General features: G+C 69.4%; 20 protein-coding genes. 14 read left to right on the top strand and 6 right to left on the bottom strand.

The features are described from left to right. Positions 1-70: 70 nt before the first annotated feature. The 3 genes from AC731_RS09205 (at position 71) to AC731_RS09195 (ending at position 2981) form a co-directional block, all read left to right on the top strand. Complete coding sequence (locus AC731_RS09205; protein WP_048705458.1) at positions 71-439, top strand: DUF2784 domain-containing protein; 369 nt, start codon at positions 71-73, stop codon at positions 437-439. 121 nt (positions 440-560) lie between these two features. Further along, positions 561-2456, top strand: coding sequence for a hypothetical protein (locus tag AC731_RS09200; RefSeq protein WP_048705456.1), 1896 nt, complete (start codon positions 561-563; stop codon positions 2454-2456). Between the two features lie 60 nt (positions 2457-2516). After that, positions 2517-2981: a hypothetical protein gene (locus AC731_RS09195; protein ID WP_237266634.1), complete on the top strand. Its 465-nt coding sequence runs from the start codon at positions 2517-2519 to the stop codon at positions 2979-2981. Positions 2982-2987: 6 nt separating this feature from the next. Here AC731_RS09195 and AC731_RS09190 read toward each other — a convergent pair whose 3' ends face one another. Beyond that, on the bottom strand, positions 2988-3767 hold the full coding sequence (locus AC731_RS09190; protein WP_048705454.1) for a Mut7-C RNAse domain-containing protein: 780 nt from the start codon (positions 3765-3767) through the stop codon (positions 2988-2990). 119 nt (positions 3768-3886) lie between these two features. On the opposite strand from AC731_RS09190, the gene AC731_RS09185 reads away from it, so the two are divergent. The 3 genes from AC731_RS09185 to AC731_RS09175 are packed head-to-tail and all read left to right on the top strand — an operon-like array spanning position 3887 to position 6440. Then, on the top strand, positions 3887-4873 hold the full coding sequence (locus tag AC731_RS09185; protein ID WP_048709928.1) for a DUF2157 domain-containing protein: 987 nt from the start codon (positions 3887-3889) through the stop codon (positions 4871-4873). Next, positions 4870-5934 carry a DUF4401 domain-containing protein gene (locus AC731_RS09180; RefSeq protein ID WP_048705452.1) on the top strand — a complete coding sequence of 355 codons (1065 nt, stop codon included), beginning with the start codon at positions 4870-4872 and terminating at the stop codon, positions 5932-5934. Before AC731_RS09185 ends, AC731_RS09180 begins: the two co-directional genes overlap by 4 nt. After that, positions 5931-6440, top strand: a complete 510-nt coding sequence (locus AC731_RS09175) for a GDYXXLXY domain-containing protein (protein WP_048705450.1) — start codon at positions 5931-5933, stop codon at positions 6438-6440. The genes AC731_RS09180 and AC731_RS09175 overlap by 4 nt, the downstream gene beginning before the upstream one ends. Positions 6441-6625: 185 nt before the next feature. Here AC731_RS09175 and AC731_RS09170 read toward each other — a convergent pair whose 3' ends face one another. Further along, complete coding sequence (locus tag AC731_RS09170) at positions 6626-7912, bottom strand: IS1182-like element ISThu1 family transposase (RefSeq protein WP_048709925.1); 1287 nt, start codon at positions 7910-7912, stop codon at positions 6626-6628. Between the two features lie 316 nt (positions 7913-8228). Between AC731_RS09170 and AC731_RS09165 the strand changes: the two genes are divergently transcribed. Beyond that, positions 8229-9353, top strand: a complete 1125-nt coding sequence (locus AC731_RS09165) for an efflux RND transporter periplasmic adaptor subunit (protein WP_048705447.1) — start codon at positions 8229-8231, stop codon at positions 9351-9353. Between the two features lie 33 nt (positions 9354-9386). Further along, the gene (locus tag AC731_RS09160) at positions 9387-12464 is read left to right on the top strand and encodes an efflux RND transporter permease subunit (RefSeq protein ID WP_048705445.1); all 3078 of its coding nucleotides are present in this window, start codon (positions 9387-9389) and stop codon (positions 12462-12464) included. 17 nt (positions 12465-12481) lie between these two features. Here the strand turns inward: AC731_RS09160 and AC731_RS09155 are convergent, their stop codons facing one another. Both AC731_RS09155 and miaA read right to left on the bottom strand, forming a co-directional pair. Then, positions 12482-13027 (bottom strand): DUF1415 domain-containing protein, encoded by a 546-nt coding sequence (locus tag AC731_RS09155; protein WP_048705443.1) that lies wholly within the window; start codon positions 13025-13027, stop codon positions 12482-12484. Between the two features lie 40 nt (positions 13028-13067). Next, positions 13068-14045, bottom strand: coding sequence for a tRNA (adenosine(37)-N6)-dimethylallyltransferase MiaA (gene miaA, locus AC731_RS09150; protein ID WP_205626648.1), 978 nt, complete (start codon positions 14043-14045; stop codon positions 13068-13070). Positions 14046-14215: 170 nt separating this feature from the next. Between miaA and AC731_RS09145 the strand changes: the two genes are divergently transcribed. Next, complete coding sequence (locus AC731_RS09145; RefSeq protein WP_004254273.1) at positions 14216-15052, top strand: DNA ligase; 837 nt, start codon at positions 14216-14218, stop codon at positions 15050-15052. 60 nt (positions 15053-15112) lie between these two features. Here AC731_RS09145 and AC731_RS09140 read toward each other — a convergent pair whose 3' ends face one another. Beyond that, positions 15113-16849 (bottom strand): sensor domain-containing diguanylate cyclase, encoded by a 1737-nt coding sequence (locus AC731_RS09140; RefSeq protein WP_048705438.1) that lies wholly within the window; start codon positions 16847-16849, stop codon positions 15113-15115. Between the two features lie 190 nt (positions 16850-17039). On the opposite strand from AC731_RS09140, the gene AC731_RS09135 reads away from it, so the two are divergent. Then, positions 17040-17618 carry a YqaA family protein gene (locus AC731_RS09135; protein ID WP_004254283.1) on the top strand — a complete coding sequence of 193 codons (579 nt, stop codon included), beginning with the start codon at positions 17040-17042 and terminating at the stop codon, positions 17616-17618. Between the two features lie 19 nt (positions 17619-17637). Here the strand turns inward: AC731_RS09135 and mutL are convergent, their stop codons facing one another. After that, positions 17638-19485 (bottom strand): DNA mismatch repair endonuclease MutL, encoded by a 1848-nt coding sequence (gene mutL, locus AC731_RS09130; protein ID WP_048705435.1) that lies wholly within the window; start codon positions 19483-19485, stop codon positions 17638-17640. A gap of 102 nt (positions 19486-19587) precedes the next feature. Here mutL and AC731_RS09125 point away from each other — a divergent pair, with 102 nt between their 5' ends. From AC731_RS09125 to AC731_RS09110, 4 genes are read left to right on the top strand one after another with little or no spacing between them, the layout of a single operon-like run. After that, positions 19588-20349, top strand: coding sequence for a hypothetical protein (locus AC731_RS09125; protein ID WP_205626672.1), 762 nt, complete (start codon positions 19588-19590; stop codon positions 20347-20349). Positions 20350-20381: 32 nt separating this feature from the next. After that, entirely contained in the window at positions 20382-21023 is a 642-nt protein-coding gene (gene purN / locus AC731_RS09120) for a phosphoribosylglycinamide formyltransferase (RefSeq protein ID WP_048705433.1), read from the top strand. A gap of 12 nt (positions 21024-21035) precedes the next feature. Then, a complete protein-coding gene (locus AC731_RS09115; RefSeq protein WP_048705430.1) occupies positions 21036-22220 on the top strand; it encodes a DUF3108 domain-containing protein in 1185 nt (394 codons plus the stop codon). Between the two features lie 7 nt (positions 22221-22227). After that, the gene (locus AC731_RS09110; RefSeq protein ID WP_156480686.1) at positions 22228-23529 is read left to right on the top strand and encodes an RsmB/NOP family class I SAM-dependent RNA methyltransferase; all 1302 of its coding nucleotides are present in this window, start codon (positions 22228-22230) and stop codon (positions 23527-23529) included. Positions 23530-23543: the final 14 nt, after the last annotated feature.

Here is a 23543-nt window from a genome sequence, read left to right as displayed (position 1 = left end):
GGCTGCGCGCAGCCGACCTTGTCCCGAAACCCGGCCGCGCGCCGGGTTTTGCGTTAACGGAGCCCGCATCATGCTCTTCCGCCTTGCTGCCGACGCCGTCCTGCTGCTGCACCTGGGCTTCATCGTCTTCGTGTTGCTCGGCGGCCTGCTCGCGCTGCGCTGGCGTCGGGCGCCGCTGCTGCATCTGCCTGCGGCGGCGTGGGGCGTGTATATCGAGCTCAGCGGCGGCCTCTGCCCCCTCACCCCGCTGGAGAACCGCCTGCGGGCGCTGGCCGGGCAGGCGGGCTTCGAAGGCGGGTTCATCGAGCACTACCTGCTGCCCCTGATCTATCCGGCCGGTCTCACGCGTGACACGCAGTTCGTGCTGGCCGGCGTGGTGGTGATCGTGAATCTGCTGGCCTACGGTTTCGTGCTCCGGCGCAGATGCATGCGGCGCTGAGGGGACGGCCGTACGCAGCCCCCGCCGCGCACGAGGAGGGATAAACTGGCTCCGAGGCGCAGAGCGAATGACGAGGCTCTGCCGTTCGCACGCCGCGCCCGACTGCTGCAGGGGGGCTAGGATGGCCGTCAATGCAATTCCCGTCGATCAGCGGGTCATCGACATCGATTCCCGGCGCTTTGCTTCCATCGAGAAGGCGCTGGTCGAACTGATCACCAACAGCGACGACAGCTACGCCCGGCTCGAAGGCGCCGGCGTGCCGGTGTCGGGCAAGATCCAGATCCATTACGAGCGCCACCGGCGCGGCGCACTGGTCATGGTGGGCGACGAGGCTGAAGGCATGCGTTTCGCCCTGGCCTGCGCCATCCTCAGCTACGGTGGCGCACACAGTCCGCTGGCGCGGGGGCTGGGTGGCGGGCGCGGCTTCTTCGGCCGTGGTCTCAAGCAGGCCGTCTTCGGGCTGGGCTCGGGCTGGATCGAGACGATCCGCGACGGACGCCTGTCGCGCATCGAGCTCTTCCGCGGCGAGCAGGGCGAGTACCTGTACGACGACGGCGGACAGGACCGGATCGCGACCGAGCGCGACCGTGCGCGGCTGGCCATCGCCGACCATGGCACGCGTGTCGCGATCGTCATCGACGGCACCCAGGTCAGCATCGCGCAGTTCGCCGCGCTGGTGCAGGCGCTGGCCGACAACATCTACCTGCGCGACATCCTGCGGCGGCGGCAGGTCGAGCTGGTGCACCTGCAGGACGGGGTGGAGATCGAGCGCAGCGGCCCGCTGTGCTTCGGGGAGCCGCCGGCGATCGTGCTGCTCGGGCCGGAGCTGCAAGGGCAGTTCCAGCACGAGCGGCGGACGTATACTTTCGCGCTGACCCTCAAGCGTGCGCTGGATGCGGATCTGACCCCGCGCGGTGACGAGCGCACCAACGGCCTGCTGGTACTGGCCGGCACCGCGGTGCTGGACTGCCAGTTGTTCGACTACGAGAACCAGGTGGGTACGGAGTACCTGTTCGGCACCGTCCGCTGTCCCGCGCTGGCGGACATGCTCGGGCAGGGCGTCGCCGTCATCAGCGATGAGCGCGCAGGCCTGAACCTCAAGGCGCCCTTCGTGGCAGCCTTCGCCCGGGCGGTCAGCCGGATGATCGCGCCCTGCGTGCTGGCCGAGCAGGAAAAGCTAAACCACATCGAGCGGGCGACGACCTCCGGGCGCACCGCCCACATGATCGATCACCTGTTGCAGCGCATGAACCGCGCCGCGATCCACGATTTCGGCATCGTGCCGTCTCCGCCGCTTGAAGGCGGCGCGCACGCGCCGGTGCCGGAGGACGAGCACGCGCCGCTGCGCTTCAGCACCCCGTTCTACTATCGGCGGCCCGAGCACCTCTTCCATGTCCGCCTGCTGGTCGACGCGGCGCAGTTCGATGCCGACGCCCGGCTCGAGCTGGAACTGACCCACAGCGCGGGCTTGAAGCTCGACCCGGTGCGAAGCGACATTCCGCTCGCCGATCTGTGCGGGGCGCCCGTCGTCGAATGGACTGCGACCGGTGCCGCGCCCGGCGACCGCGGCGAGATCCTCGCCCGGGTCGGCAGCTACCTGGCGTGGTGCGAGATCGTCATCGCCGAGCATGCCTCCACCCACAGCCATCATCCACGGCCGCATGTCGGTCACGCCCGCCCGCCGCGCGATCACGGCGAAGCCCTGTTCGCCGGCTACGCCTTCCGCTACCTCGGGAAGGACGCCGATCGCGCGGTGTACAGCCCCGAGGAGCGCATCATCCTGATCAATACCGCCGCGCCCACCGTGCAGCTTTATGTCGACGGGCGCGGCAGCTTCCGCGATTCGGCCCGGCTGCTGCTGGCCGAGCTGTTCATGGATGTCATCTCGGATGAGCTGGCGCGGCGCAGGCTCGCGAAGGCGGGGCAGGCGACCGACGTCGAAGCCTTCCACGCCGCCAAGCGCGAGATCATCCGGCGTTACGGCAGCGACATTCACCTGTCGTTCATGGGGGGCTGAGTGTCGGGCAGCCATCCGTCCCGGAGACGCCATGCGCTGTGGCTGAGCGGGGCGCTCGTCGTGATTCTGGCCGCCATCGTGGCCTGGATCGTTGCGCCGCTGTCTCCTGGCGTGTTGGTGCTGCAGTTCGCGTGGACGCCCCGCACGTTCGGCGAGATCGTGCACCTGTGGCCGCCGGAGGATCTGGCCCGTTATCGCGCGCATCTGTGGGTCGATGGGGCCTTGCTGCTTGCCTATGGCGTCTTAGGCTACCTGCTTGGAACGCAAACCCGCCTGTTTGCGCCTTTGTCGCTTCGATTGCGTCGTCTCGCGCCGTTCGTGCTACCGCTGGCCGCTGCCTTCGATGCGGTGGAGAACGTGCTGCAGGCGTGGCTCACCGCGATGCCGCGCTTCGACGTGGCGCCGGTGTATCTCGCCAGCGCCGCGTGCTCGGCCCTGAAATGGGGGCTGCTGTTCGTGTTCGGCGCGCTGCTCCTGTGGGCGCTCGCGCGGGGCGACGAAGAGGATGCGCCGGACTGCGGTTGAGCCGCTTCAGGCGCCCAGCTTGAGCAGCCGCTCGACGATCTGGCGCATGCGCTGCCAGTGGGAGCCTTCCCAGAACACGCGTTGACAGCGATCGCAGGTGGAGAAACGCGTGTGCCGCTCGCGCACGCCAGGCGGCAGGCGGTGTGCGACGGCGTCGCGGTCGACCGGACGCAGCGGGGCATTGCATTCCAGGCACAGCGAGAAGGGTCGTGCGCTGCGGGCGAGGTCCAGTCGGCTGAAGATCTCCGCAGCCTGCTGCTCCGGCTTCAGGGCGTGGACGAAACAGCCGTGCGTGAGGGTGCGCCGCTTGAGCAACTCGCGGTCACGGGTGAGTGCGATGCGGCCCTCGCGTTCCGCGATGGCGACGATTTCGGGGTCGTCGTAGCCGTTGTCGTACAGGGTGTCGAAACCGGTGAGCCGCAGCAGGTGGGCGAGGCCGCCGAGGTGGGCGTCGGCGATGAAGCGCGTCTGGCGCAGCGGCTGCGGTCGTACGCGGAGCAGTGGCGTGATGTCGAAGGTCTCGAAGCGCGGATAGACCGAGACGCGGTCGCCGTCGCGCAACAGGCGATCGAAGCCGACGGATTCGCCGTTGACCAGGACCAGTTCGACTTCGGTGTGCGGAACCCCGAGCGCCTCGATCATGTGCTTGACGGTGGCGGCCCGTGCGCAGCGGGTCTCGAACTCGCAACGGCGATGCTCGGGCGCGAGGAAGTCGTTGAGCTCCTCGTAGAAGCGGAATGCGGCGGTGACCGGAGGCGTGGCGGCCGCGGGCGGCGTGTTCGGCATCGACCTGATCGGCTTGGTGGATGGCAACGGAGAAAGCATAGCGCTTCCCGAGGGCGGTGGGGCGCGGGGCGGCCGCCTTGCTGCTACGCTACGCAGTCTTCATTTTCAGGGGTGCATTCATGCGCTGGACACTCGCACAGCGTGCGCAGCTTTTCGGCCTCGCCGAGGGCGGGGCGCTGACACCCGAACAGTTCGGACAGGCAGCGGCGCAGGCGCGGATTCACCCCGAGGCGCGGGAGTGGCAACAGACCTTCGACCGCCTGCTCGCCTTCGGCGGGGCGCTGCTGCTGGGTGCCGCGCTGGTCTTCTTCTTCGCCTACAACTGGGATGTGCTGCACCGCTTCGCCAAGTTCGGTCTGGCGGCGACCGCGCTGCTGGCGTGCGCGCTGGTCGCCCTGTGGGCGAGGCCGCGCGAGGTCACATTCCGCGCCGCGCTGTTCGGTGCCTGCATCGCGACCGGGGCACTGCTGGCCCTCATCGGTCAGGCCTACCAGACCGGCGCGGACGTGTGGGAGCTGTTCGCGGCGTGGGCGGCGCTGATGCTGCCCTTCGCGCTCCTGTCGCGCTCGTCGGCCTGCTGGGCGCTGTGGCTGGTCGTCGTCAACGCGGCCATGCTGCGTGCGCTGCCGCAGTCGGCCGTCTGGGGCTACATCGACAGCCTGTTCCATCTGCGTTCGCTGCTGGCGCTGGCGGGGCTCAACCTGCTCGTGCTGCTGCTGTTCGAGGGCTTCGGCCGCGTGCTGCTGGGCGAGTCGCGGCGCTGGATGCCGCGACTGGCCGCGGTCGGGATCGTCGCGCCGCTGTGCGTGGCGGCGGTCGCCGGCTGGTTCGAGGCGGGCTTCCGTCCGGGCCTGGCCGTGTTCGCGGTGGCGGCGATCGCCGGGGCGATCGTGTATCGGGCGTTGCGGCAGGACATCGCGATCCTCGCGCTGCTGAGCTACGCCACGATTGCGGTGCTGACGGCCGGGCTGGCCGAACTGCTCGATGGCCGCAGCTTCTTGGCGCTGAACGGACTGGGACTCTTCGTCATCTTCACGTCGGGGGCGGCAGGATGGTGGCTGATGCGCCTTCATCGCGCGGGCCGGGGCGAGGAGGGCGTGGCATGAGGGCGGCCGAAGCGGAACTCGGGGAGCTGCTGCGCGACCGCGGCATCGTTGACGCGGCGGGCCACGCAGCACTGCTGGCCACACGGCCCGGGCCGTGGTGGCTGATGCTGCTGCAGGGGGTGGCGGCGTGGTTCGCGTCGCTGCTCATCATGTCGGCCGTCTCGCTGCCGCTGGCCGGATTCGGCACCACGGCGCTGGTGCGCGGCGTGGCCGGCGTCGTGCTGTGCGCGACGGCGATCTGGCTGTTCCGGTTCGACCGCCTGTTCACCAACCAGATGGCGCTGGCGTTCTCGCTTGCAGGGCAGGGGCTGCTGGTGTGGGCCCTGGGGGATCGCTGGGACCTGGTGCTCGACCACGATCGGCAGCTGGCGGGCGTCGGGCTGCTGGTGACGGGGGCGATGCTGTTGCCGCGCGCGAGCCGCCTGCACCGGGTGGTCTGCGGTCTGATCCTGATCTTCGATGCCGGCGTGCTGATCGGCTCCGGCCCGGGCGCGGAGGTCCTGGGCGTGGTGCTGGCGGCGGGCGTGGCGTGGTCGTGCGTGACGCGGTCGCGTTGGGCGACGCATCCGCGCGGCGGGCTGCTGGGTGCGCTGACGCTGGCGGCCGGCGTGGCGGCGCTGGCCCTGCCGGCCATCCTGAGGCTGGCGCGGGGCGATGCCTGGGCGGCGGCCGTCGTCGGCCATGCGGGCTTTGCCGGCGGCATGGCCTGGCTGGCGCCGGGTGCCGGGCTGGTGCTGGTCGCCCTGGGCGCGTATCTGTTGCGGGGCGCGTCACAGCGCGGGCGCGTGACGGGCGTGGTGGTGGCGCTGTTGTGGGGGCTGGTGTTCCATGCCGTGCCGGGGCTGATCGTGGCCGCGACCGTCTTCCTTGCCGCATTCCAGGCCAGCCAGCGCACGCTTGCCGCGTTCGCGCTGCTGGCGGCGGTGCTGTACGTGGGCGAGTTCTACTACCTGCTGGATGTCAGCCTGCTGCACAAGTCGGGCCTGCTGGCGCTGGGCGGTGCGGTCCTGCTGGCCGTGCGCGGCGGATTGCGTCGCTTGAATCCAGGAGACGAGTCATGAAGTCGGCGAGCTACGTTCGTGCGGCCATCCTCGCGGCGCTCGCGCTGGTGCTGGGGGTGGCGTTGAAGGCAATCCACGACAGGGAACAGACGCTGACGCACGGGCAGGTCGTGCTGCTGCAGCTCGCGCCGGTCGATCCGCGCTCGCTGATGCAGGGCGACTACATGGCGCTGCGCTTTGCGATCGACAATGAGTTGCCTGCGCGGGACGGGACACGACCGTCGCCGCCGGCGCGCTATGCGGTGCTGGCGCTCGACGCGCAGGATCGCGCCCGACTGACGGGCGTGTCCGACACGCCGCCCGCCGGAGAGGCCGTGGCGATGCGCATCCGGCAGCGGGACGGGCGCCCGACGATCGGACCGAATGCCTTCTTCTTCCAGGAGGGCACGGCAGACCGCTACGAGGCGGCGCGCTGGGGCGAGTTCCGTGTCGCGCCCGATGGCAGTGCGCTGCTGACGCATCTGCGCGACGCCGAATTGAACCGGCTGGGCGAGCAGCTGCGCTGAGAAGGCGTGAATAAATTGCCGACGCTCGCGGCGAGCGCAATGCGAAGAGCGCGTAGGCCGAGGACCGCTTTGTCGGCGTAAGCCGCCGACGGGCCGAAGCTACCGGCGGTGCGGCCGTTTGATCAGATGGGAGCCGGCGGTGCTGCGTGGCGCAGAGCCTTTTTGGGCGGCGCCGTCGGCGTTGTTTAGTGGGCTGCTGCGGCCTCCAGGGCCGCCACCCGCATCAGGTTATGGGCAAGCGCATGCCAGAGCAGGATGGCGCGTGCCTTGACGGTGCCGCAGACATTGAACCGGTGCAGCCCGCGACGGCGCAACTGGGCATTGGCACATTCGACGCTGGCCGCGCGCGCCTTGTAGATTTCGGCAGCGTCCGCGGTGCCCATGCGGGCCCGCCACCGGGCGACGGCCGCGCTGTCACCGTCCTTGGGCAGGTGCGGGTCGATGGTTGGGTTGCGGCTGGCGGGCACCGGCACGTAGGGCTCGGTGCCCGCGGCGCTGAGCGCCGTGATGTGCTCGAGCTTGGCGAAGCCGCCGTCGGCCAGCCACTGGGCGGGCGTGCGGCCATAGCGGTTGCGCAGTTGGGTGTGCATCGGCGCCATCTGCTGCATGTCGGTACCGGCATTGGTCAGCTCGAGCGCGGCGATGATCTGGGTATCGGCATCGACGGCGAGTTGCGCATTGAAGGCGGGGCGAAAGCCGCCGTCGGCCATCTTCATCACCCGCGCCTGGCTGTCGGTGGTGCTCACGCGCGGCGCGCTGCCCGGCGGCTCGTCGTCGGGCGGCGGTGCGGCCTTGCGTTTGTCAGTCCGTCCCTTCTTCGTCTGGACCTTGTCGAGCTCGTCCAGGGTCGCCAATGCCCGGGCCAGGCGCTGCTCGCGCTCGCGCGCGGCCCGTTCCCGGGCGGCCTGCTGGCGGCGGCTGCTCGCCGCCGGATCGTCATGCAGTTCCTGCTTGAGCCGCTCGACCTGCGCACGCGCCTCTGCCAGCAGGCGGGCGAGCCGGTCGCGGCGGCGGAAGCTGGCCGCTTTGGCATGGGCGCGCACCCGCATGCCGTCCTGGGCGACGCGGTTGAGCTGAACCAACCCCCGATCGAGTAAGGCCGCTACGCTGCGCGTGAGCTGTGCGTCGAGCCAGGCGGCGTGCTCGGTGCGAAAGTCGGCCAGACTGTGATAATTGACCCCGACGCCCCCGCACAGCCAGCGGTAGGCATCGTCGCGCTCGCACAGCCGGTTCAGTTCGCGCGCCGAACCCACACCATCGATCGTCGCGTACAGCCACAGCCCCACCAGGATTGCCGGATCGATCGCCGCCCGGCCCGCGCGGCCTTCCACGGCCTTGATGCGCGCATACAGCGGCGCCAGGTCGAGCGATTGCACGAAGGCCCACACGGTGCGCGCGGCATGCCCGGGGGCAAGCAATGCATCCAGGTCGCAGGCGCGCAACTCGATCTGGTTGCGCTGCGCCGTCTGCACGCGCGGGCGTCCCTGGGGCGCATCGGCAGGTGCCGCCGCGCCTTCAGCCGGGACCGGCAAGTCGTCAAACAACGCAGCGCTACGCTGCCCCTCGGTCGGCGAATTCGGCTCGGGCTTCATGGCCTGAACGATATCCGATCTCAGCCGAGATTGATTCACACGTTCTGAGAGGAAGGGCGCTGAAATCCCTCGCACCGAATCCGATTATCGCCGCTTGATGAACTCGCGGCCCGCATGCGCTGTCAGCCCTCAGCGCCGTCCCGCCACCCTGTGTGACAATCGCGGGGTTTCCCTTTCGTAGCCCAAACGGATCGCCATGTCCTCTCGTCGTCCCCTTGTTGTCGCCCTGTGTGTCGTTGGCCTTGCCGGTCTGGCGGCGTTTGCCTGGTATGCCAACCAGCCTGGTAGCCGCAATGGGGTGTCCCAGTCGGCAGGTGCGCCGCAGCAGGCGGGCGCGGGCGGTGGCCAGAATGCCCCGGTTCCGGTGGAGGTGGCGCTCGTGGCCGCGCGCGCGATGGCGGACGATGTGACGGCGGTGGGCTCCTTGGTGTCCAACGAGTCGGTGGTGCTGCGACCCGAGGTGGCGGGGCGAATCTCGCGTATCGCATTCCGCGACGGCGATGCGGTGAAGCGCGGCGAAGTCCTGGTGGAGCTGGATGCCGCCGTACAGCGCGCCGAGCTGCAGCAGGCGCGCGCCAACCTGACGCTGGCCGAAGCCAATTTCCGCCGCACGGAGGACCTGTTCGCGCGCAAGTTCGTCAGCCAGAGCAGTCGCGACAACGCCCGCGCCGAACTGGAGCTGGCGCGGGCCGGCGTGGCGCTGGCGCAGGCGCGGCTGGAGCGCACGCAGATCCGCGCGCCCTTTGCCGGTGTGGTCGGCATCCGCAGCGTGAGTCCGGGCGACTACGTCAAGGACGGCGATGCGCTGATCAACCTGGAGGACATCGCCACGCTGAAGGTCGATTTCCGCCTGCCCGAGCTGTACCTCGACCGTGTGAAGCCGGGGCAGTCGCTCGAACTGGCCAGCGACGTGCTGCCGGGGGAGACCTTCGCCGCGCGTGTCGATGCGATCGACCCGCTGGTGGATGCACAGGGCCGCGCGGTGCGCCTGCGCGCCAGCCTGCCCAATCCCGACGGCCGCTTGCGGCCGGGTGTGTTCGCCCGCGTGCGCCTGATCCTAGCCGAGCGGCCCGAGGTGCTGGTGGTGCCCGAGGCGGCGCTGGTGCCCGCGCCGGGCAACGTGCAGTTTGTTTACCGCGTGGCGGACGGCAAGGCGGAGCGGGTGAATGTGACGACCGGCGTGCGGCGCGAGGCGGTGGTCGAGATCGCCAGCGGGCTTGCCGCGGGCGAACAGGTGGTGACGGCCGGCCAGCTCAAGCTGCGCGACGGGGCGCCGGTGAAGGTGCTGCAGGCACTGCAGAACACCGCGGCGGCGCGCTGAGCGCCGGGTCACGGGTCACAGGAAGCCGCGAAGATGGTCATCTCCGAAATCTGCATCAAGCGCCCGGTGTTCGCCACCGTGCTGTCACTGCTCGTGCTGCTGGTGGGGCTGATGTCCTACTCGCGGCTGACGGTGCGCGAGTATCCCAACATCGACGAGCCGGTGGTGACCGTCGATACCACCTACACCGGCGCCAGCGCCGAGATCATCGAGTCGCAGGTGACGAAGCCGCTGGAGGATTCGCTGGCTGGCATCGAGGGCGTGGACGTGCTGTCCTCGATCAGCCGCTCCGAGCGCAGCCAGATCACCATCCGCTTCCGGGTCGAGCGCGACGCCGACAGTGCCGCGGCCGACGTGCGCGATCGGGTGTCGCGCGTGCGGCGCCGGCTGCCGGATGACGTGGACGAACCGGTGATCGCCAAGGTCGAGGCCGACGCCAACCCGATCATCTGGGTCGCCTTCTCGTCCGACCGCCATTCGCCACTGGAGATGAGCGATTTCGCCAGCCGCATCATCAAGCCCAGGCTGCAGACCCTGCCAGGCGCGGCCGATGCGCGGGTGTTCGGCGAGCGTCGCTATTCGATGCGGATCTGGCTCGACCGCGACCGCTTGGCGGCTTTCGGCCTTACCGTGCAGGAGATCGAGAACGCGATCCGCGGACAGAACGTCGAGCTGCCCGCTGGCCGCATCGAAAGCAGTCAGCGCGAATTCGCGGTGGTGGCACGCACCGATCTGGCCCAGGTGGACGAATTCGAGGCCGTGGTGGTGCGCCAGCCGGCCAACGCCGCCGACTATCCGGTGCGCATCCGCGACATCGGCCGCGTCGAGGTGGCGCCCGAGAACGAGCGCACGTCGGTGCGCTTCATGGGCAGGCCCTCCATCTCGATCGGTCTCATCAAGCAGGCAACCGCGAACCCGCTGGACCTCAAGCGCGGGCTCGACGAGATGTTGCCGCGGCTCGAGAGCGAGTTGCCCGAGGGCATGTCGATGACCATCGCCAACGACTCCACGGTGTTCATCGAGCGCTCCATCGACGCGGTGTTCGCCACGATCTGGGAGGCGGTGCTGCTGGTGGCGGGCGTGTGCCTGTTCTTCCTGCGCAACTGGCGGGCGATGCTGGTGCCGCTGGTGACGATCCCGGTGTCGCTGGTGGGCGCGTTCACGCTGATGTTCGCGTTCGGCTTCTCGATCAACACGCTGACGCTGCTGGCGCTGGTGCTGGCGATCGGCCTGGTGGTGGATGACGCGATCGTGGTGCTGGAGAACATCTACCGCCACATCGAGGAGGGCATGGAGCCGGTGGCCGCGGCCTTCAAGGGGGCGAAGGAGATCGGCTTTGCGGTGGTGGCGATGACGATCACGCTGGCTGCGGTGTATGCGCCGGTGGCCTTCATGACCGGACGCACCGGCAAGCTGTTTACCGAGTTCGCGCTGACGCTGGCCGGCGCGGTGATCGTGTCCGGCTTCGTGGCGCTGACGCTGTCGCCGATGATGTGCTCGAAGCTGCTGCGCCACGAGCCCAGGCACGGCCCGATCTACAACGGCATCGAGCGCTTCCTGGACTGGATGACCGAGGGCTACCGCGGCGTGCTGGCCGCATCGCTCAAGGCACGCTGGCTGGTGATGCTGGTGTTCGCGCTCGTAGCCGGGTCGTCGGTGCTGCTGATGGGGCAGTTGAAGACCGAACTTGCGCCGCAGGAGGACCGCGGCCGCGTGATCGGCATCTTCAGCGGCCCGGAAGGGGCAACCATCGACTACATGGGGCGCTATGCGCGCGAGATCGAGGAAGTCTATGCCAGCCTGCCCGAGGTGGACCGGTATCTGGTCATCGCCGGCAACCCGACGGTGTCGCAGGGGATCTCCTTCGTCGGCTTCACCGATTGGGCAGAGCGCGAGCGCGGCGCGGCGCAGATCGCGGGCGAGCTCGGGCCGAAGCTGAGGGCGATTCCGGGCGTCAACGCCTTCCCGGTGATGCCGGCCGCCTTCGGTCAGAGTCCGCGCTCGCGGCCATTGAGCTTCGTGGTGTCGACCTCGGAGTCCTACGACGAACTGGCGCGCTACACCGAGATGATCCTCGAGGAAATGCGCAACAACCCGGGCTTCATCTCGCCCGACACCGACCTCAAGCTGACCCTGCCGGAACTCTCCGTCGAGGTCGATCGCGACCGCGCGGCCGACCTCGGCGTGCCGGTCGATGTCATCGGCCGCACGCTCGAGACCATGCTCGGCGGCCGCCAGGTCACGCGCTACAAGCAGGACGCCGAGCAGTACGACGTGATCGTGCAGGTCGCCGCCGCCAGCCGGGCCGATCCGCGCGACATCCGCGACATTTTCGTGCGCGCCCGCAACGGCGAGATGGTGCCGCTGGCCAACGTGGTGAAGGTGAGCGAGGCGGTGGCGCCGCGCGAGCTGAACCACTTCGGCCAGCGCCGCTCCGTGACCATCTCGGCCAACCTCGCGCCCAACTTCGCGCTGGGCGAAGCCCTGCAGTGGATGGACCAGACCGCGGCGCGCATCCTGCCCCCAGGCTACGCGACCGACTACGACGGCCAGTCGCGCGAGTTCCGTACCAGCTCGGCAAGCCTGGTGCTGGTGTTCGTGCTGGCGCTGGCCTTCATCTACCTGGTGCTGGCAGCGCAGTTCGAGAGCTTCCGCGACCCCTTCATCATCATGCTGACGGTGCCGCTGTCGATGACCGGCGCGCTCGGTGCCCTGTGGCTGACCGGTGGCACCCTCAACGTCTACAGCCAGATCGGCCTGGTGACGCTGGTCGGCCTGATCACCAAGCACGGCATCCTGATCGTGGAGTTCGCCAACCAGCTGCGCGAGCAGGGGCGCGAGCTGCTGGAGGCGGTGATCGAGGCTTCGGTGCTGCGCCTGCGGCCGATCCTGATGACGACCGGCGCCATGGTGCTGGGCTCGGTGCCGCTGGCGCTGGCCACCGGCGCGGGCGCCGAGAGCCGGCAGCAGATCGGCTGGGTGATCGTGGGCGGCCTGCTGCTCGGGACCTTCTTCACGCTGTTCGTGGTGCCGACGGTGTATTCGTTGCTGGCCCGCCGGGAGCGCGAGGCGGTCGAGCCGGCGGTGAAGGCGGAGGGCGCGAGCGCCTGAACGCGCCGGCCCCCGATTCAGCCGAACAGGTAGGGGAAGAGCTTGCGCTTCTCATCCCCGGTCAGCGCCTCCATGCGCTTGATGTTGCGCTCGGGGATGCCCTCGACGTCCGGGTAGTGTTCGATCGCCTGTTCGAGGCTCTCCTCGCGGATGATGTGCAGCAGCGGCCACGGTGAGCGGTTGGTCAGGTTGCCCGGCTCGTCGGCCTCGGTGTCGGCGAACTGGTACTGCGGATGGAAGCTGGCGACCTGCAGCTCGCCTTCCCAGCCGAACTGCTCCACCCACAGGTCGACCGCGTCGAGGAAGTCGTTGTAGTCCTCGAAGTTCTCGAGCATGTCGGGGATCGCCAGCAGGGTCGTTTCCAGCTCATCGACCGGCGTGTCGGACAGCCGCTCGAGTTCGGCCTGCAGGTCGTTGAGCAGCGTTTCCTCGTCGGTCGCATGGCTGATGGCGATGCGCACCCGCTTCTCGCGCCGCGGCTTGGCGGCGAAGGGACAGAGGTTGAGGCCGATGACGACTTCGTCCAGCCACTGGTTGATGTCGTCGATGATCTGCTGGTCCATGTGCGTGATTCCTTGCGGTGATGTGTAGAGGGGCGGGCGCCTATCGGCCCAGCACGCTGAGCGCTGCGCGACCGACCGCGTCGGCGAGATCGGGGCGCAGGCAGTCGAGTTCGACGAAGCCCGGCCAGGTCTCGCGGAACTGCCGTTGCCAGGTGAGCTGGCGCTTGGCGAGCTGGCGCGTGGCGGCAATGCCCTTGAAGCGCAGTTCGTCGTAGCCGATGTCGCCGTCGAGGTATTCCCAGGCCTGACGGTAGCCGACACAGCGCATTGGGGGCATGTCCGGTGTCAGGTGGTAGTTGCGGCGCAACTGGCGGACTTCGTCGATGAAGCCGGCGTGCAGCATGGCGTCGAAGCGTTCGGCGATACGCGCATGCAGTACGCCGCGATCGGCGGGCGCAATCGCGATCGGCAGCAGGCGGCAGGGCAGTGCGTCGTCTTCCTTGCGGGCGTAGCTCTCGGCCAGGGGCCGGCCGGTGAGGCGCACGATTTCGAGCGCGCGCTGGATGCGCTGGGCGTCGGCGGGCTCGAGCCGTGCGGCGGCGTCGGGGTCGAGCCGGGCGAGTTCGGCGTGCAGCGCCGGCCAGCCGCGCGCGGCGGCGTCCTCGTCGATGGCGCGACGCAACTCGGCGTCGGCGGGCGGCAGGTCCGACAACCCGTCGCGCAGCGCCTTGAAGTACAGCATGGTGCCGCCGGCCAGCAGCGGAATGTGGCCGCGGGCGGTGATCTCGGCCATCAGGCGTGATGCATCGGCACGAAAGCGTGCCGCCGAGTAGGCCTCTTCCGGCGACACGATGTCGATCAGGTGGTGCGGGCAGCTCGCCCGTTCCTCGGCGCTCGGTTTGGCCGTGCCGATGTCCATGTCGCGATACACGAGCGCGGAGTCGACGCTGATGATCTCGATCGGCAGCGCCCGGGCAAGTGCCAGCGCGCACGCGGTCTTGCCGCTGGCGGTGGGGCCCATCAGCAGCAGGGCGGGAGGCAGGGAGGGCAGGGTGTCGGTCACGGCTCGGGTGTTCATTGCAGGCGCCGCGGATTATCCGCTTTCCAGTGCAGAAAGGGGCGGGGGCGGGCAGGCGGATCTGCCACAGAAGTCTATGCGGATATGCAAAATGGATTACCATGCGCGCTCTGTTGCCACCGCACACGCCCTGAATGAAGCGCCTTCAACGCTTTCCCGCGCGTCGCCGCATGTTGCGCGCCATCCTGTGCGCAGGGCTCCTGTCCCTGCGTCGCGGCATCGCCAGCGAGGATGTTCCGCCCGCTGCGATGCTCGCCGGTCGCTGGCGCGAAGGGCTCGATCCGGCCGCTTACTGGGTCAGTGAGAAGCTCGACGGCGTGCGCGCCTGCTGGGACGGGCAGCGCCTGCGTTTTCGCAGCGGTCGGCCGATTCCGGCGCCGGGCTGGTTCATCGCGGCCCTGCCTGACGTACCGCTCGATGGCGAGCTGTGGCTGGGGCGCGGACGCTTCGAGGCCGTGTCGGGGCTCGTGCGGCGCGAGGCGGTGGACGAGACGGGCTGGCGTTCGGTGCGCTACATGGTGTTCGATACCCCGGGCGCCGCGGGGAGCTTCGACGAACGCCTGACACGCCTGCGCGGCATCGTCGAGCGCGCCGGGCTGCCGTGGCTGCAGGTCGTGCCGCAGTTCCGCGTGGTCGATGCCGCCGCGCTCGCGGCAACGCTCGACGCGGTCCTTGCGGCAGGTGGCGAAGGGCTGATGCTGCACCGTGCCGATGCGCCCTGGGAGAACGGTCGCAGCGAGGCCTTGCTCAAGCTGACACCCTTCCTCGATGCAGAAGCCCGCGTCGTCGGGCATCTGCCCGGGCGCGGCAAGTACGCAGGCATGGTGGGCGCGCTCGAGGTGGAGACGCCGGACGGCCGGCGCTTTCGTATCGGCTCCGGCCTGAGCGATGCGGACCGGCGTGCTCCGCCCCCGTTCGGCAGTGAGGTGACCTATCGCTACCGCGAACTCACCGGCGGCGGATTGCCACGCTTTCCGGTGTTCGTGCGAATCCGCAAGGTGCCGTGAGCCGTCCATCCGACGCATGAGCACTGTCGGGCGTGCAGCAAACCAGGGTGCGTATGGTCGTCAAGCTTGTCCGCTGCCATGATGTTTGTCCGCATACATGGCGCGGTCGGCGTTCTTCAGCAGGCCCTCGGCGTCGTCGCCGTCCTCGGGGAACAGGGCTGCGCCTACCGCGCCGCCGCTCGTCACCGGACTTTGGGGACTGCCGATCGATTCCAGGGGCGCGCGCAGGCTTTGCTCGATATGGCCGCGTACGGTCATCAGGTCGCTGCGATCGTCCACCGGGTCGAGGAGGATGACGAACTCGTCCCCGGCGTAGCGGGCGACGAGATCGTTTTCACGCACCTGGCCCGATAGGCGCCGGCCGATCTCCTGCAAGGCGCGGTCGCCCGCGTCGTGGCCGTAGGTGTCGTTGATTGCCTTGAAGCCGTTGAGGTCGATAAACAGCACGCCCAGGCCGTGTTTGCGGCGATCCGTGCGTGCGGCCTCGAGGCGGCGGCGCAACTGGTCCATGAATGCCTCGCGGTTGGCAAGTCCGGTCAGGCGGTCGGTGCGCAGCCGGTTCTGCATGGTCTCGAAGCTGCGGGCCAGTGCGCCGATCTCGTCGCGACGCTCGATGCCGACCGGTGCGTCGAGTTCGCCGTCGCCCACGCGCCGGGCGGCCTCGGACAGGCGGCGCAGGTCGTCCGACACCCAGCTCAGGATGCTGAGCCCGATGAAGATCGCGAACAGCACGGCCAGCGTCGCAAGGACGATGGTGCGGCTGACGTTCTCGCGCACGCCGCCGAGGAAGTCGCTGGCGGGCATCGCGACCACCATGACCCAGTCGAGCCCGGCCTCGTCGCGGATGCGGTCGAACGCCGCGTGCACGAGGCTGCCGTCGGCCGCATGGAAGTCGAAGACCCGCGGCAGATCCTTGTCGTCGCGGGCGGCGATGCGCCCCTGCACGGTGTCGTAGGCGGCCTTTAGCAGGGCATGGTCGCTGCGGCCGGCGTTGAGGCGACCGCTGCTGCCGTCGGGCAGGGTGACGACGTTGCGGCTGGCCGACGAGGCGATGAGGTTGCCGTCCGGTTCGATGATGAAGGCGACGCCATTCGGGGACACCTTCAGGCGTCCGACGAAGTCGTTGAGGGCCTTCAGCGAGACGTCGGTGGCGACGACGCCATCGAAGGTGCCTGCGGCCGTGTGGACCTGGCGCGCGCGCGTGGCCACGAGCTGGCGGGTGCCGAAGTCGATGTAGACCGAGGTCCAGGTGTGGCCGTTGTTGCGCTTGCCGTCGGCGTACCAGGGGCGCGTGCGCGGGTCGAACAGATTGGCCTCGCGACGCTGGAACTGCAGCGGGCCGTCGATGCCGGTGAAGGTGTAGATCGCCCGGTGCTCGTCCGGTCGCAGCTTCATGCGCAACTCGACCTCGTCGGCGGTGTGCCTGAACAGTCCGAGACCCTGGCCGGCCTCGTTGCCGAAATAGACGTAGTTGTTCGGGTCGGTGTGCAGCGTGGTGGCGACCCAGAACCGGCTGCGGATCTCATGGAAGTCGGATTCGAGGGACGGGGGGGCCGGCACGCCGGTCGGGAAGGCCGTTTCGAGGACGGCGCTCGAGCCGACGATGTGGCGGTCGACCGCCTGCGCGATGCGCCCGACGGTCTCCAGCAGCAGGTGTGAGGATACCGTCGCGACGGCCTGGCTGCCCGCCGAGTAGGACAGCATGCCGATGGCGATCGCCAGGCCGATGACGAGCACCACGTAGGGAACGATCAGGACAAGTCGTAGGGAAAAGGGCTTGAAGAGGCGGATCGGCATGGCGGCTGGCGCGGCAGTGCCCCGAAAAAGCGGGCGATTGGCTCGAACGCTCGATTCTGGGCACTACGCAGGCATTGCGCAACCCGTTTCGCATGTAGGCAGGGAATGCATCGCAGGCCGGGCTGCACGGGTATCATTGCGCCCTCGCGCCGATGGGGCGCGATTTCGAATGTTGCAGGAAACCCCTGACGTGAAGATCTTTTCTCCGCTGTACGAGCGCGCAATGCGCTGGTCGCGCCATCCGCGCGCGCCCTGGTTTCTGGGCGGGATGAGTTTCGCCGAGTCCTCGTTCTTTCCGATTCCACCCGATGTGATGCTGGCGCCGATGAGCCTGGCGAATCCGCGACGGGCGTGGTGGTTCGCGCTGTTGACGACGCTGACCTCGGTGGCGGGCGGCCTGTTCGGCTACCTGATCGGCTATTTCGCCTTCGACGCGATCGAGCCCTGGCTGCGTGGCTCGAACTACTGGGGCGCCTACGAACAGGCGGTGGCGTGGTTCGACGCCTGGGGCTTCTGGGCGATCTTCATCGCCGGCTTCTCGCCGATCCCCTACAAGGTGTTCACGATTGCGGCCGGTGTGGCGTCGATGGCGCTGCTGCCGTTCACCCTCGCGTCCTTCGTCGGGCGCGGCGCGCGCTTCTTTCTCGTCGCCGGCCTGATGGCCTGGGGCGGCGCGCGCATGGAGGGCATGCTGCGCATCTACGTGGACCGCCTCGGCTGGGCAACGGTGGGGCTGGTTGTGCTCGGGGCCTTGATCTACAAGCTCTGACCCGGGCTGCGCGGCGAGATCACTGGCCGCGCATGAAGAAGCGGTCGAGGTCGGCCATCGTGAGCTGCGTCCAGGTCGGGCGGCCGTGGTTGCACTGGTCGGCGCGCTCGGTGGCTTCCATGTCGCGCAGCAGCGCGTTCATTTCGGGAAGGGTCAGCTGACGGTTGGCGCGCACGGCGCCATGGCAGGCCATGGTGGCGAGCAGTTCGTTGCGGCGCGCGGTGACCACGTCGGACGCCGGGAATTCGCGCAGTTCCTCGAGCAGCTTGCGCATCAGCTCGGCCACCGGCGCGCTGGCAAGCAGGGCCGGCACGCTGCGCACCGCCAGTTCCTCCGGCCCCGCCGCGCTCACGTCGAAGCCCATGCCGGCGAGCACGTCGGCACATTCTTCTGCGGCCGCCATGTCCTTGGGGCCGACGGAAAACACCGCGGGGATCAGCAGGCGCTGCACCGCAGGCCGGCCGTCGAGCACGGTCTTGAGCTTCTCGTACAGGATGCGCTCGTGCGCGGCGTGCATGTCCACCAGCACGAGACCCGCACGGTTCTGCGCCAGGATGTAGACGCCGTGCAGTTGCGCAAGGGCGAAGCCGAGCGGCGGTGCCCCGTCGCCATCGGGTAGCGGCCGGGCAGCGGCCATCGGGGGGGCGGCGCCGGTGAGCGGAGCCTGCGCGCCGGCGGCAAAGTCCAGGTAGGCGCGGCTGGCCGAGTCCATGGCGAGCTGGCCCTGCTGCGGGGGCATGCCAGCCCAGGTGCGCGTGCCGGGAGGGGTGGGCGACATCGCGTTCGGGTGCCCGCCGGCAAGGGGGTAGCGGGCGGTGTTGGCGGCGATGCCGAAGCCCGCGCCTGCCGCGGGTTGGGCGGCGGCGGGTTCGGCCTCGATGCGCCCGGCGCCCGATTCGGCCAGCACGCGCTTGAGGGCGTGATAGACGAACTGGTGCACGGCGCGCGACTCGCGGAAGCGCACCTCGATCTTGGCCGGATGCACGTTCACATCCACGCCGGCCGGATCGAGCTCGAGGAACAGCACGTAGGCCGGATGGCGGCTGCCATGCAGGATGTCGGCGTAGGCCTCGCGCACCGCATGGGTCAGCAGCTTGTCGCGCACGAAGCGGCCATTGACGAAGAAGAACTGCGCATCCCGGCTGGCGCGCGAGTAGGCCGGCAGCGAGGCGAAGCCGGTCAGGCGCAGCACGCCGCCCTCGGCCGAGACCTCGCGCGCATGCTGCAGGAAGTCGTCGCCCATCAGGGCCGCGACCCGCGCCGCCGGGCTGCCTGGCGGCAGGCGGTGGATGACGCGGCCGTTGTGCGAGAGCTGCAGGCCGATGTCGGGGCGGGCCAGCGCCACGCGGCGGAACATGTCGTCGCAGTGGGCGTACTCCGTGCCTTCGGTCTTGAGGAACTTGCGCCGCGCCGGGGTGTTGTAGTACAGGTCGGCGACGTCGACCACCGTGCCCTGGTCCAGTGCCGCCGGTGCCAGGCTGCGGTCGCTGCCGTCGATGCGCCAGGCGTGGCTGGCGCCGGCGGCGCGGCTGGTGATCGAGGTGCGCGCGACCGCCGCGATGGCGGCCAGCGCCTCGCCGCGGAAACCCATCGTGCCGACGTGCTCGAGGTCGTCGAGCGTGGCGATCTTGCTCGTCGCGTGGCGTTCGAGCGCCAGCGCGAGGTCGTCGCGCTCGATGCCGCAGCCGTCGTCCGCGACGCGGATGCGGCGCACGCCGCCTTGCTCCAGTTGCACCTCGATGGCGCGCGAACCGGCGTCAACCGCGTTCTCCAGCACTTCCTTGAGTACCGAGGCCGGACGCTCGACGACCTCGCCGGCGGCGATCTGGTTGACCAGCAGGTCGGACAGGCGATGAATGACGGACATGGGCGGCAGGCAGCGGTCGGGAAGGGCGCGATTATACGTTGCGGGCCTGCTGCGTTTGCGGCGGGGGCCTTCCGGTATGATGCGGGCACAGCACCCGCCGGGATGATGCGCATGGGTAAGACTTCACTCGCGTCGAAGGTCGATCGCCACGCCCTGGCGTGGCGGTGCGCAGGGCTGGTCGTGGCAACCAGCGTGGCGCTGACCGGCTGCTCCGCCCCCGGCACGGCGCCGAATGCGACGCGCGAGCGGGGTTTCGATCCGCGGCAGCTGATCAAGACGGACATCAACCGTGTGGCCGAGACGCACCAGCAGCACATCTTCGCCAGCCTGCGCCGCCTGGCCGACAAGCTCTACAAGCGCAATCCGCGTGAATGGCGCAAGGCCGGCGCGCCGAGTGCCGAAGCGGCGATCTCGCGCATCTTCGACGAGCAGCACCGCTGGCGTTTCGAATCGCTCGGCAACCGGCGCGATCTCGACGCGCTGCACGTCGCCCTGCACCCCGAATTCCGCGGCGACCGTGTCCAGGCCCTGATCGTCGGGCTGGGGAGCATGGTCCAGTCGGCCTTCGGCGATCGCGAAGTTTTTTACCTTCTGGATGATCTCGAGCCTCAGCACCTCTACAATGCGGCCCGCAACGTCGAGATCGCAGCCTGGAAGCTGGCGTCGGCCCGTGATGGGCAGGGACAGCCGCTGTTGCTGTCGAACGAACTCGGCGAATCGTCCAACCTCAGCTTCGAGCGGGAGTTCGGCCGCATCGTCGGCCTGCTCGATGCGCTGTCCGACGTGGTCGAGGACGAGACCGAACGCACGGTGACGCGCGTTGTCCAGAACCTGACCACCGCGGTTTTTCTGCCCGTGTACTGAATGTGCCCGGGCGTTTCAGTCGAATTTTCCAGATGAAGTCCATCGTCATTCTCGTTTCCGGCCGCGGCAGCAACATGCAGGCCATTGTCGACGCCGCCATTCCCGGTGCGCGCATCGCCGCGGTGATCAGCAACCGTCCCGACGCCAGCGGGCTGGCGTTTGCCGCCGAGCGCGGCATCGAGACCGCCGTGGTCGATCACAAGGCCTATGCCGATCGTGCCACCTTCGACCAGGCGCTGGCCGGATGCATCGACGGCTACCGGCCCGACCTGGTCGTGCTCGCCGGCTTCATGCGTGTGCTGACCGACGATTTCGTGCGGCGCTACGAAGGCCGCCTGATCAACATCCACCCCTCGCTGCTGCCGTCCTTTCCCGGCCTGCACACCCACCGCCGCGCGCTGGAGGCTGGCGTGCGCGTGCATGGCGCGACCGTGCATTTCGTGACGGCGACGCTCGACTGCGGCCCGATCATCGTCCAGGCGGTGGTGCCGGTGTTGCCCGGCGACGATGAGGCGCGCCTGGCGGCGCGCGTGCTGGCGCAGGAACACCGCATCTATCCGCAGGCCGTGCGCTGGTTCGTCGATGGTCGCTTGAGTGTGGACGGGCAGGGGCGTGTTCACCTTGCGGGCGAAGGCGACCACGCCGTGGGCTTTACCGTGCCTGCGCTGGATTGAGGAGCGGGCGCGGTGATCGACCGTTACGGCCTGGCCGCGCTTGGCATTTCGCTGGTGGCGCATGTCGCGCTGCTGGGCGGGGCCGAGCTGAGCGTGTCGCCGACGGTCGAGCCCGAGTTGCCCGAGCCATTCATGCAGGCGCGCCTGATCGTGCCCCCTCCACCTCCGGTTGTGCCGCCGGTGGCGCTTGCCGAGGCGCCCGCGCCCAGCGTGCCGCCGCCCGTGGCGCCGAAGCCCGAACCCAGGCCCGCGCCCAAGCCGGCGAGCCGTCCGGCGCCTGCGACCAGGGTGCAGTCCGAATCCGTGCAGGTGGCGCTGGCCGCGCCCGCGGTCGAGGCAGCGCCCACGAGGGCCGATCTGCCCACGCCGGCCGAGCTGGTGCCGCCCGTGCCGCAACTCGATCCCTTGGCCGGTGCGGCCTTCGACGTGGCGGATGCGGACGGCTGGCCGCGCGAGGGGCGCATCGTCTATCGGGTGATGATGGGCGACAAGGGCTTCGAGGTCGGGCAGGCGACCCATCAGTGGTCGCACGATACCCGGCGCTACGACATGCGTGTCGAGCTGAAGACCACCGGCGTGGCGGCGCTGATGCGCAGCTTCCATTACACGCAGCGCAGCGAAGGCGAGGTGGGCGACCGCGGCCTGCGCCCCCTGCGCTTCACCGTGGAACAACGCGGCCGTGCATCGGAGGTGGTGGATTTCGACTGGGCCGTCGGCCAGGCGACCATCCGCCGAGGCAACCGGGAGCCGCGCACGGCGCGCATCCTGCCGGGCGACCAGGATGTGCTGAGCCTGTGGCATCAGGTCGGCATCGTCGGCGCCGGCGGCCTGCCGGCGACGCTGACGGTGCTGACCAACAAGAGCGCCAAGCCGGCCTTGCTCGAGGTGGTGGGGCCGGAAGGGCTGCGCCTGCCCATCGGCCGGCTCGATACGCTGCGGCTGCGCGCACAGGCCGAGGATGGCAGCCTGACCATCGACATCTGGCTGGCCAGCCGCTACGGCATGCTGCCGGTGCGCATCCGCATCGCGGATGATGAGGGCGAGGTGCTCGACCAGCAGGCCATCCAGTTGCGTCTGACGCCAGCGGGCGAGCCGACGAAGAACGCCGAAGGCGACGAGGTGGGCGGCGTTGCGCTCACCGAACAGATCGAATTGAAGGAAGAGGTCGAGCCGATGGCCGATCTCTACAGGAATTGACACCGATATGAAAAAGACCGAGAAGACCGAAAAGACCCCCGAAGGCGCTGTCTCGCGCGCCCTGTTCATCCAGGCCACCCAGGCGCTCGGCACCGTGCTCGCCTTCGAGTTTCCAGCCGATGCAGTGCTGTCGCGGCATTTCCGCGACAACCGCGAACTGGGCCATCGTGACCGCGGCTTCATCGCCGAAACGGTCTACGCGGTGCTGCGCCGGCTGCGCTGGCTGCGCCGTCTCGCGGGCGACAAGGCGACGCCGCGCGAGCTGCTGCTGGCCTGGTTCGCCCGCGGCGAAGGCTGGCCGATGCGCAACTTCGAGGGGCTGGCCTCGGCGACCGAGCGCGAGTGGATCGAGAAACTCAAGGCCGTGAGCCTGGGCGAGGCGACGCTGGCCGAGCGCGCCGACCTGCCCGACTGGCTGGCCGAGCGCCTGCTGCGCAGCTTCGACGAGGAAGGCGTGCTGGCGCTGGCGCAGGGGCTCAACCGGCCTGCGCCGCTCGACCTGCGCGCCAACGTGCTCAAGATCGACCGCGACACGCTGCTTGCGCGCCTGCGCGAGGATCGCATCGGGGCCGAGCCGGGCGCGCTGTCACCGCAGGCGGTGCGCCTGGCGGGCAAGCCGGCGCTGCAGAAGCATCCGCTCTTCCTCGACGGCAGTTTCGAAGTGCAGGACGAAGGCAGCCAGCTGCTCGGCCTGCTGGTCCAGCCCAAGCGCGGCGAACTGGTGGTGGATTTCTGCGCCGGCGCTGGCGGCAAGACGCTGCAGCTGGGCGCGATGATGCGCTCGACGGGCCGCCTGTACGCCTTCGACGTGTCGGAGAAGCGCCTGGCCAAGCTCAAGCCGCGCATGGCACGCGCCGGCCTGTCGAACGTGCATCCGGTGCTGATCGCGCACGAGAACGACGCGAAGGTGAAGCGCCTCGCCGGCAAGGCTGACCGCGTGTTGGTCGATGCGCCGTGCACCGGCCTGGGCACACTGCGCCGCAACCCGGACCTGAAGTGGCGCCAGTCGCCCGCAGCGGTCGATGAAATGGTCGCCAAGCAGGGCGCGATCCTCGCTGCCGCGGCGCGCCTCGTGCGTCCCGGCGGTCGCCTCGTGTATGCGACCTGCAGTCTGCTCGCGGAGGAGAACGATGCGGTGGTCGATGCCTTCCTCGCCGCCCATCCGGCGTTCCGCCCGGTGTCGGCGCAGGAGGTGCTGGACAAGCAGGGTGTGACGCTCGCGACCGGCGAGCGCCTGCGCCTGCTGCCCCATGTCCATGATACGGACGGTTTCTTCGCGGCGGTGATGGAGCGGGTTGCCGGTGCCTGATCGCTGCAGCCGGG

The sequence above is a fragment of the Thauera humireducens genome (genome assembly GCF_001051995.2).
GTDB lineage: Bacteria > Pseudomonadota > Gammaproteobacteria > Burkholderiales > Rhodocyclaceae > Thauera > Thauera humireducens.
Note: the sequence above shows the minus strand (reverse complement) of the source record. Positions and strands in the feature narration are given on the sequence as shown.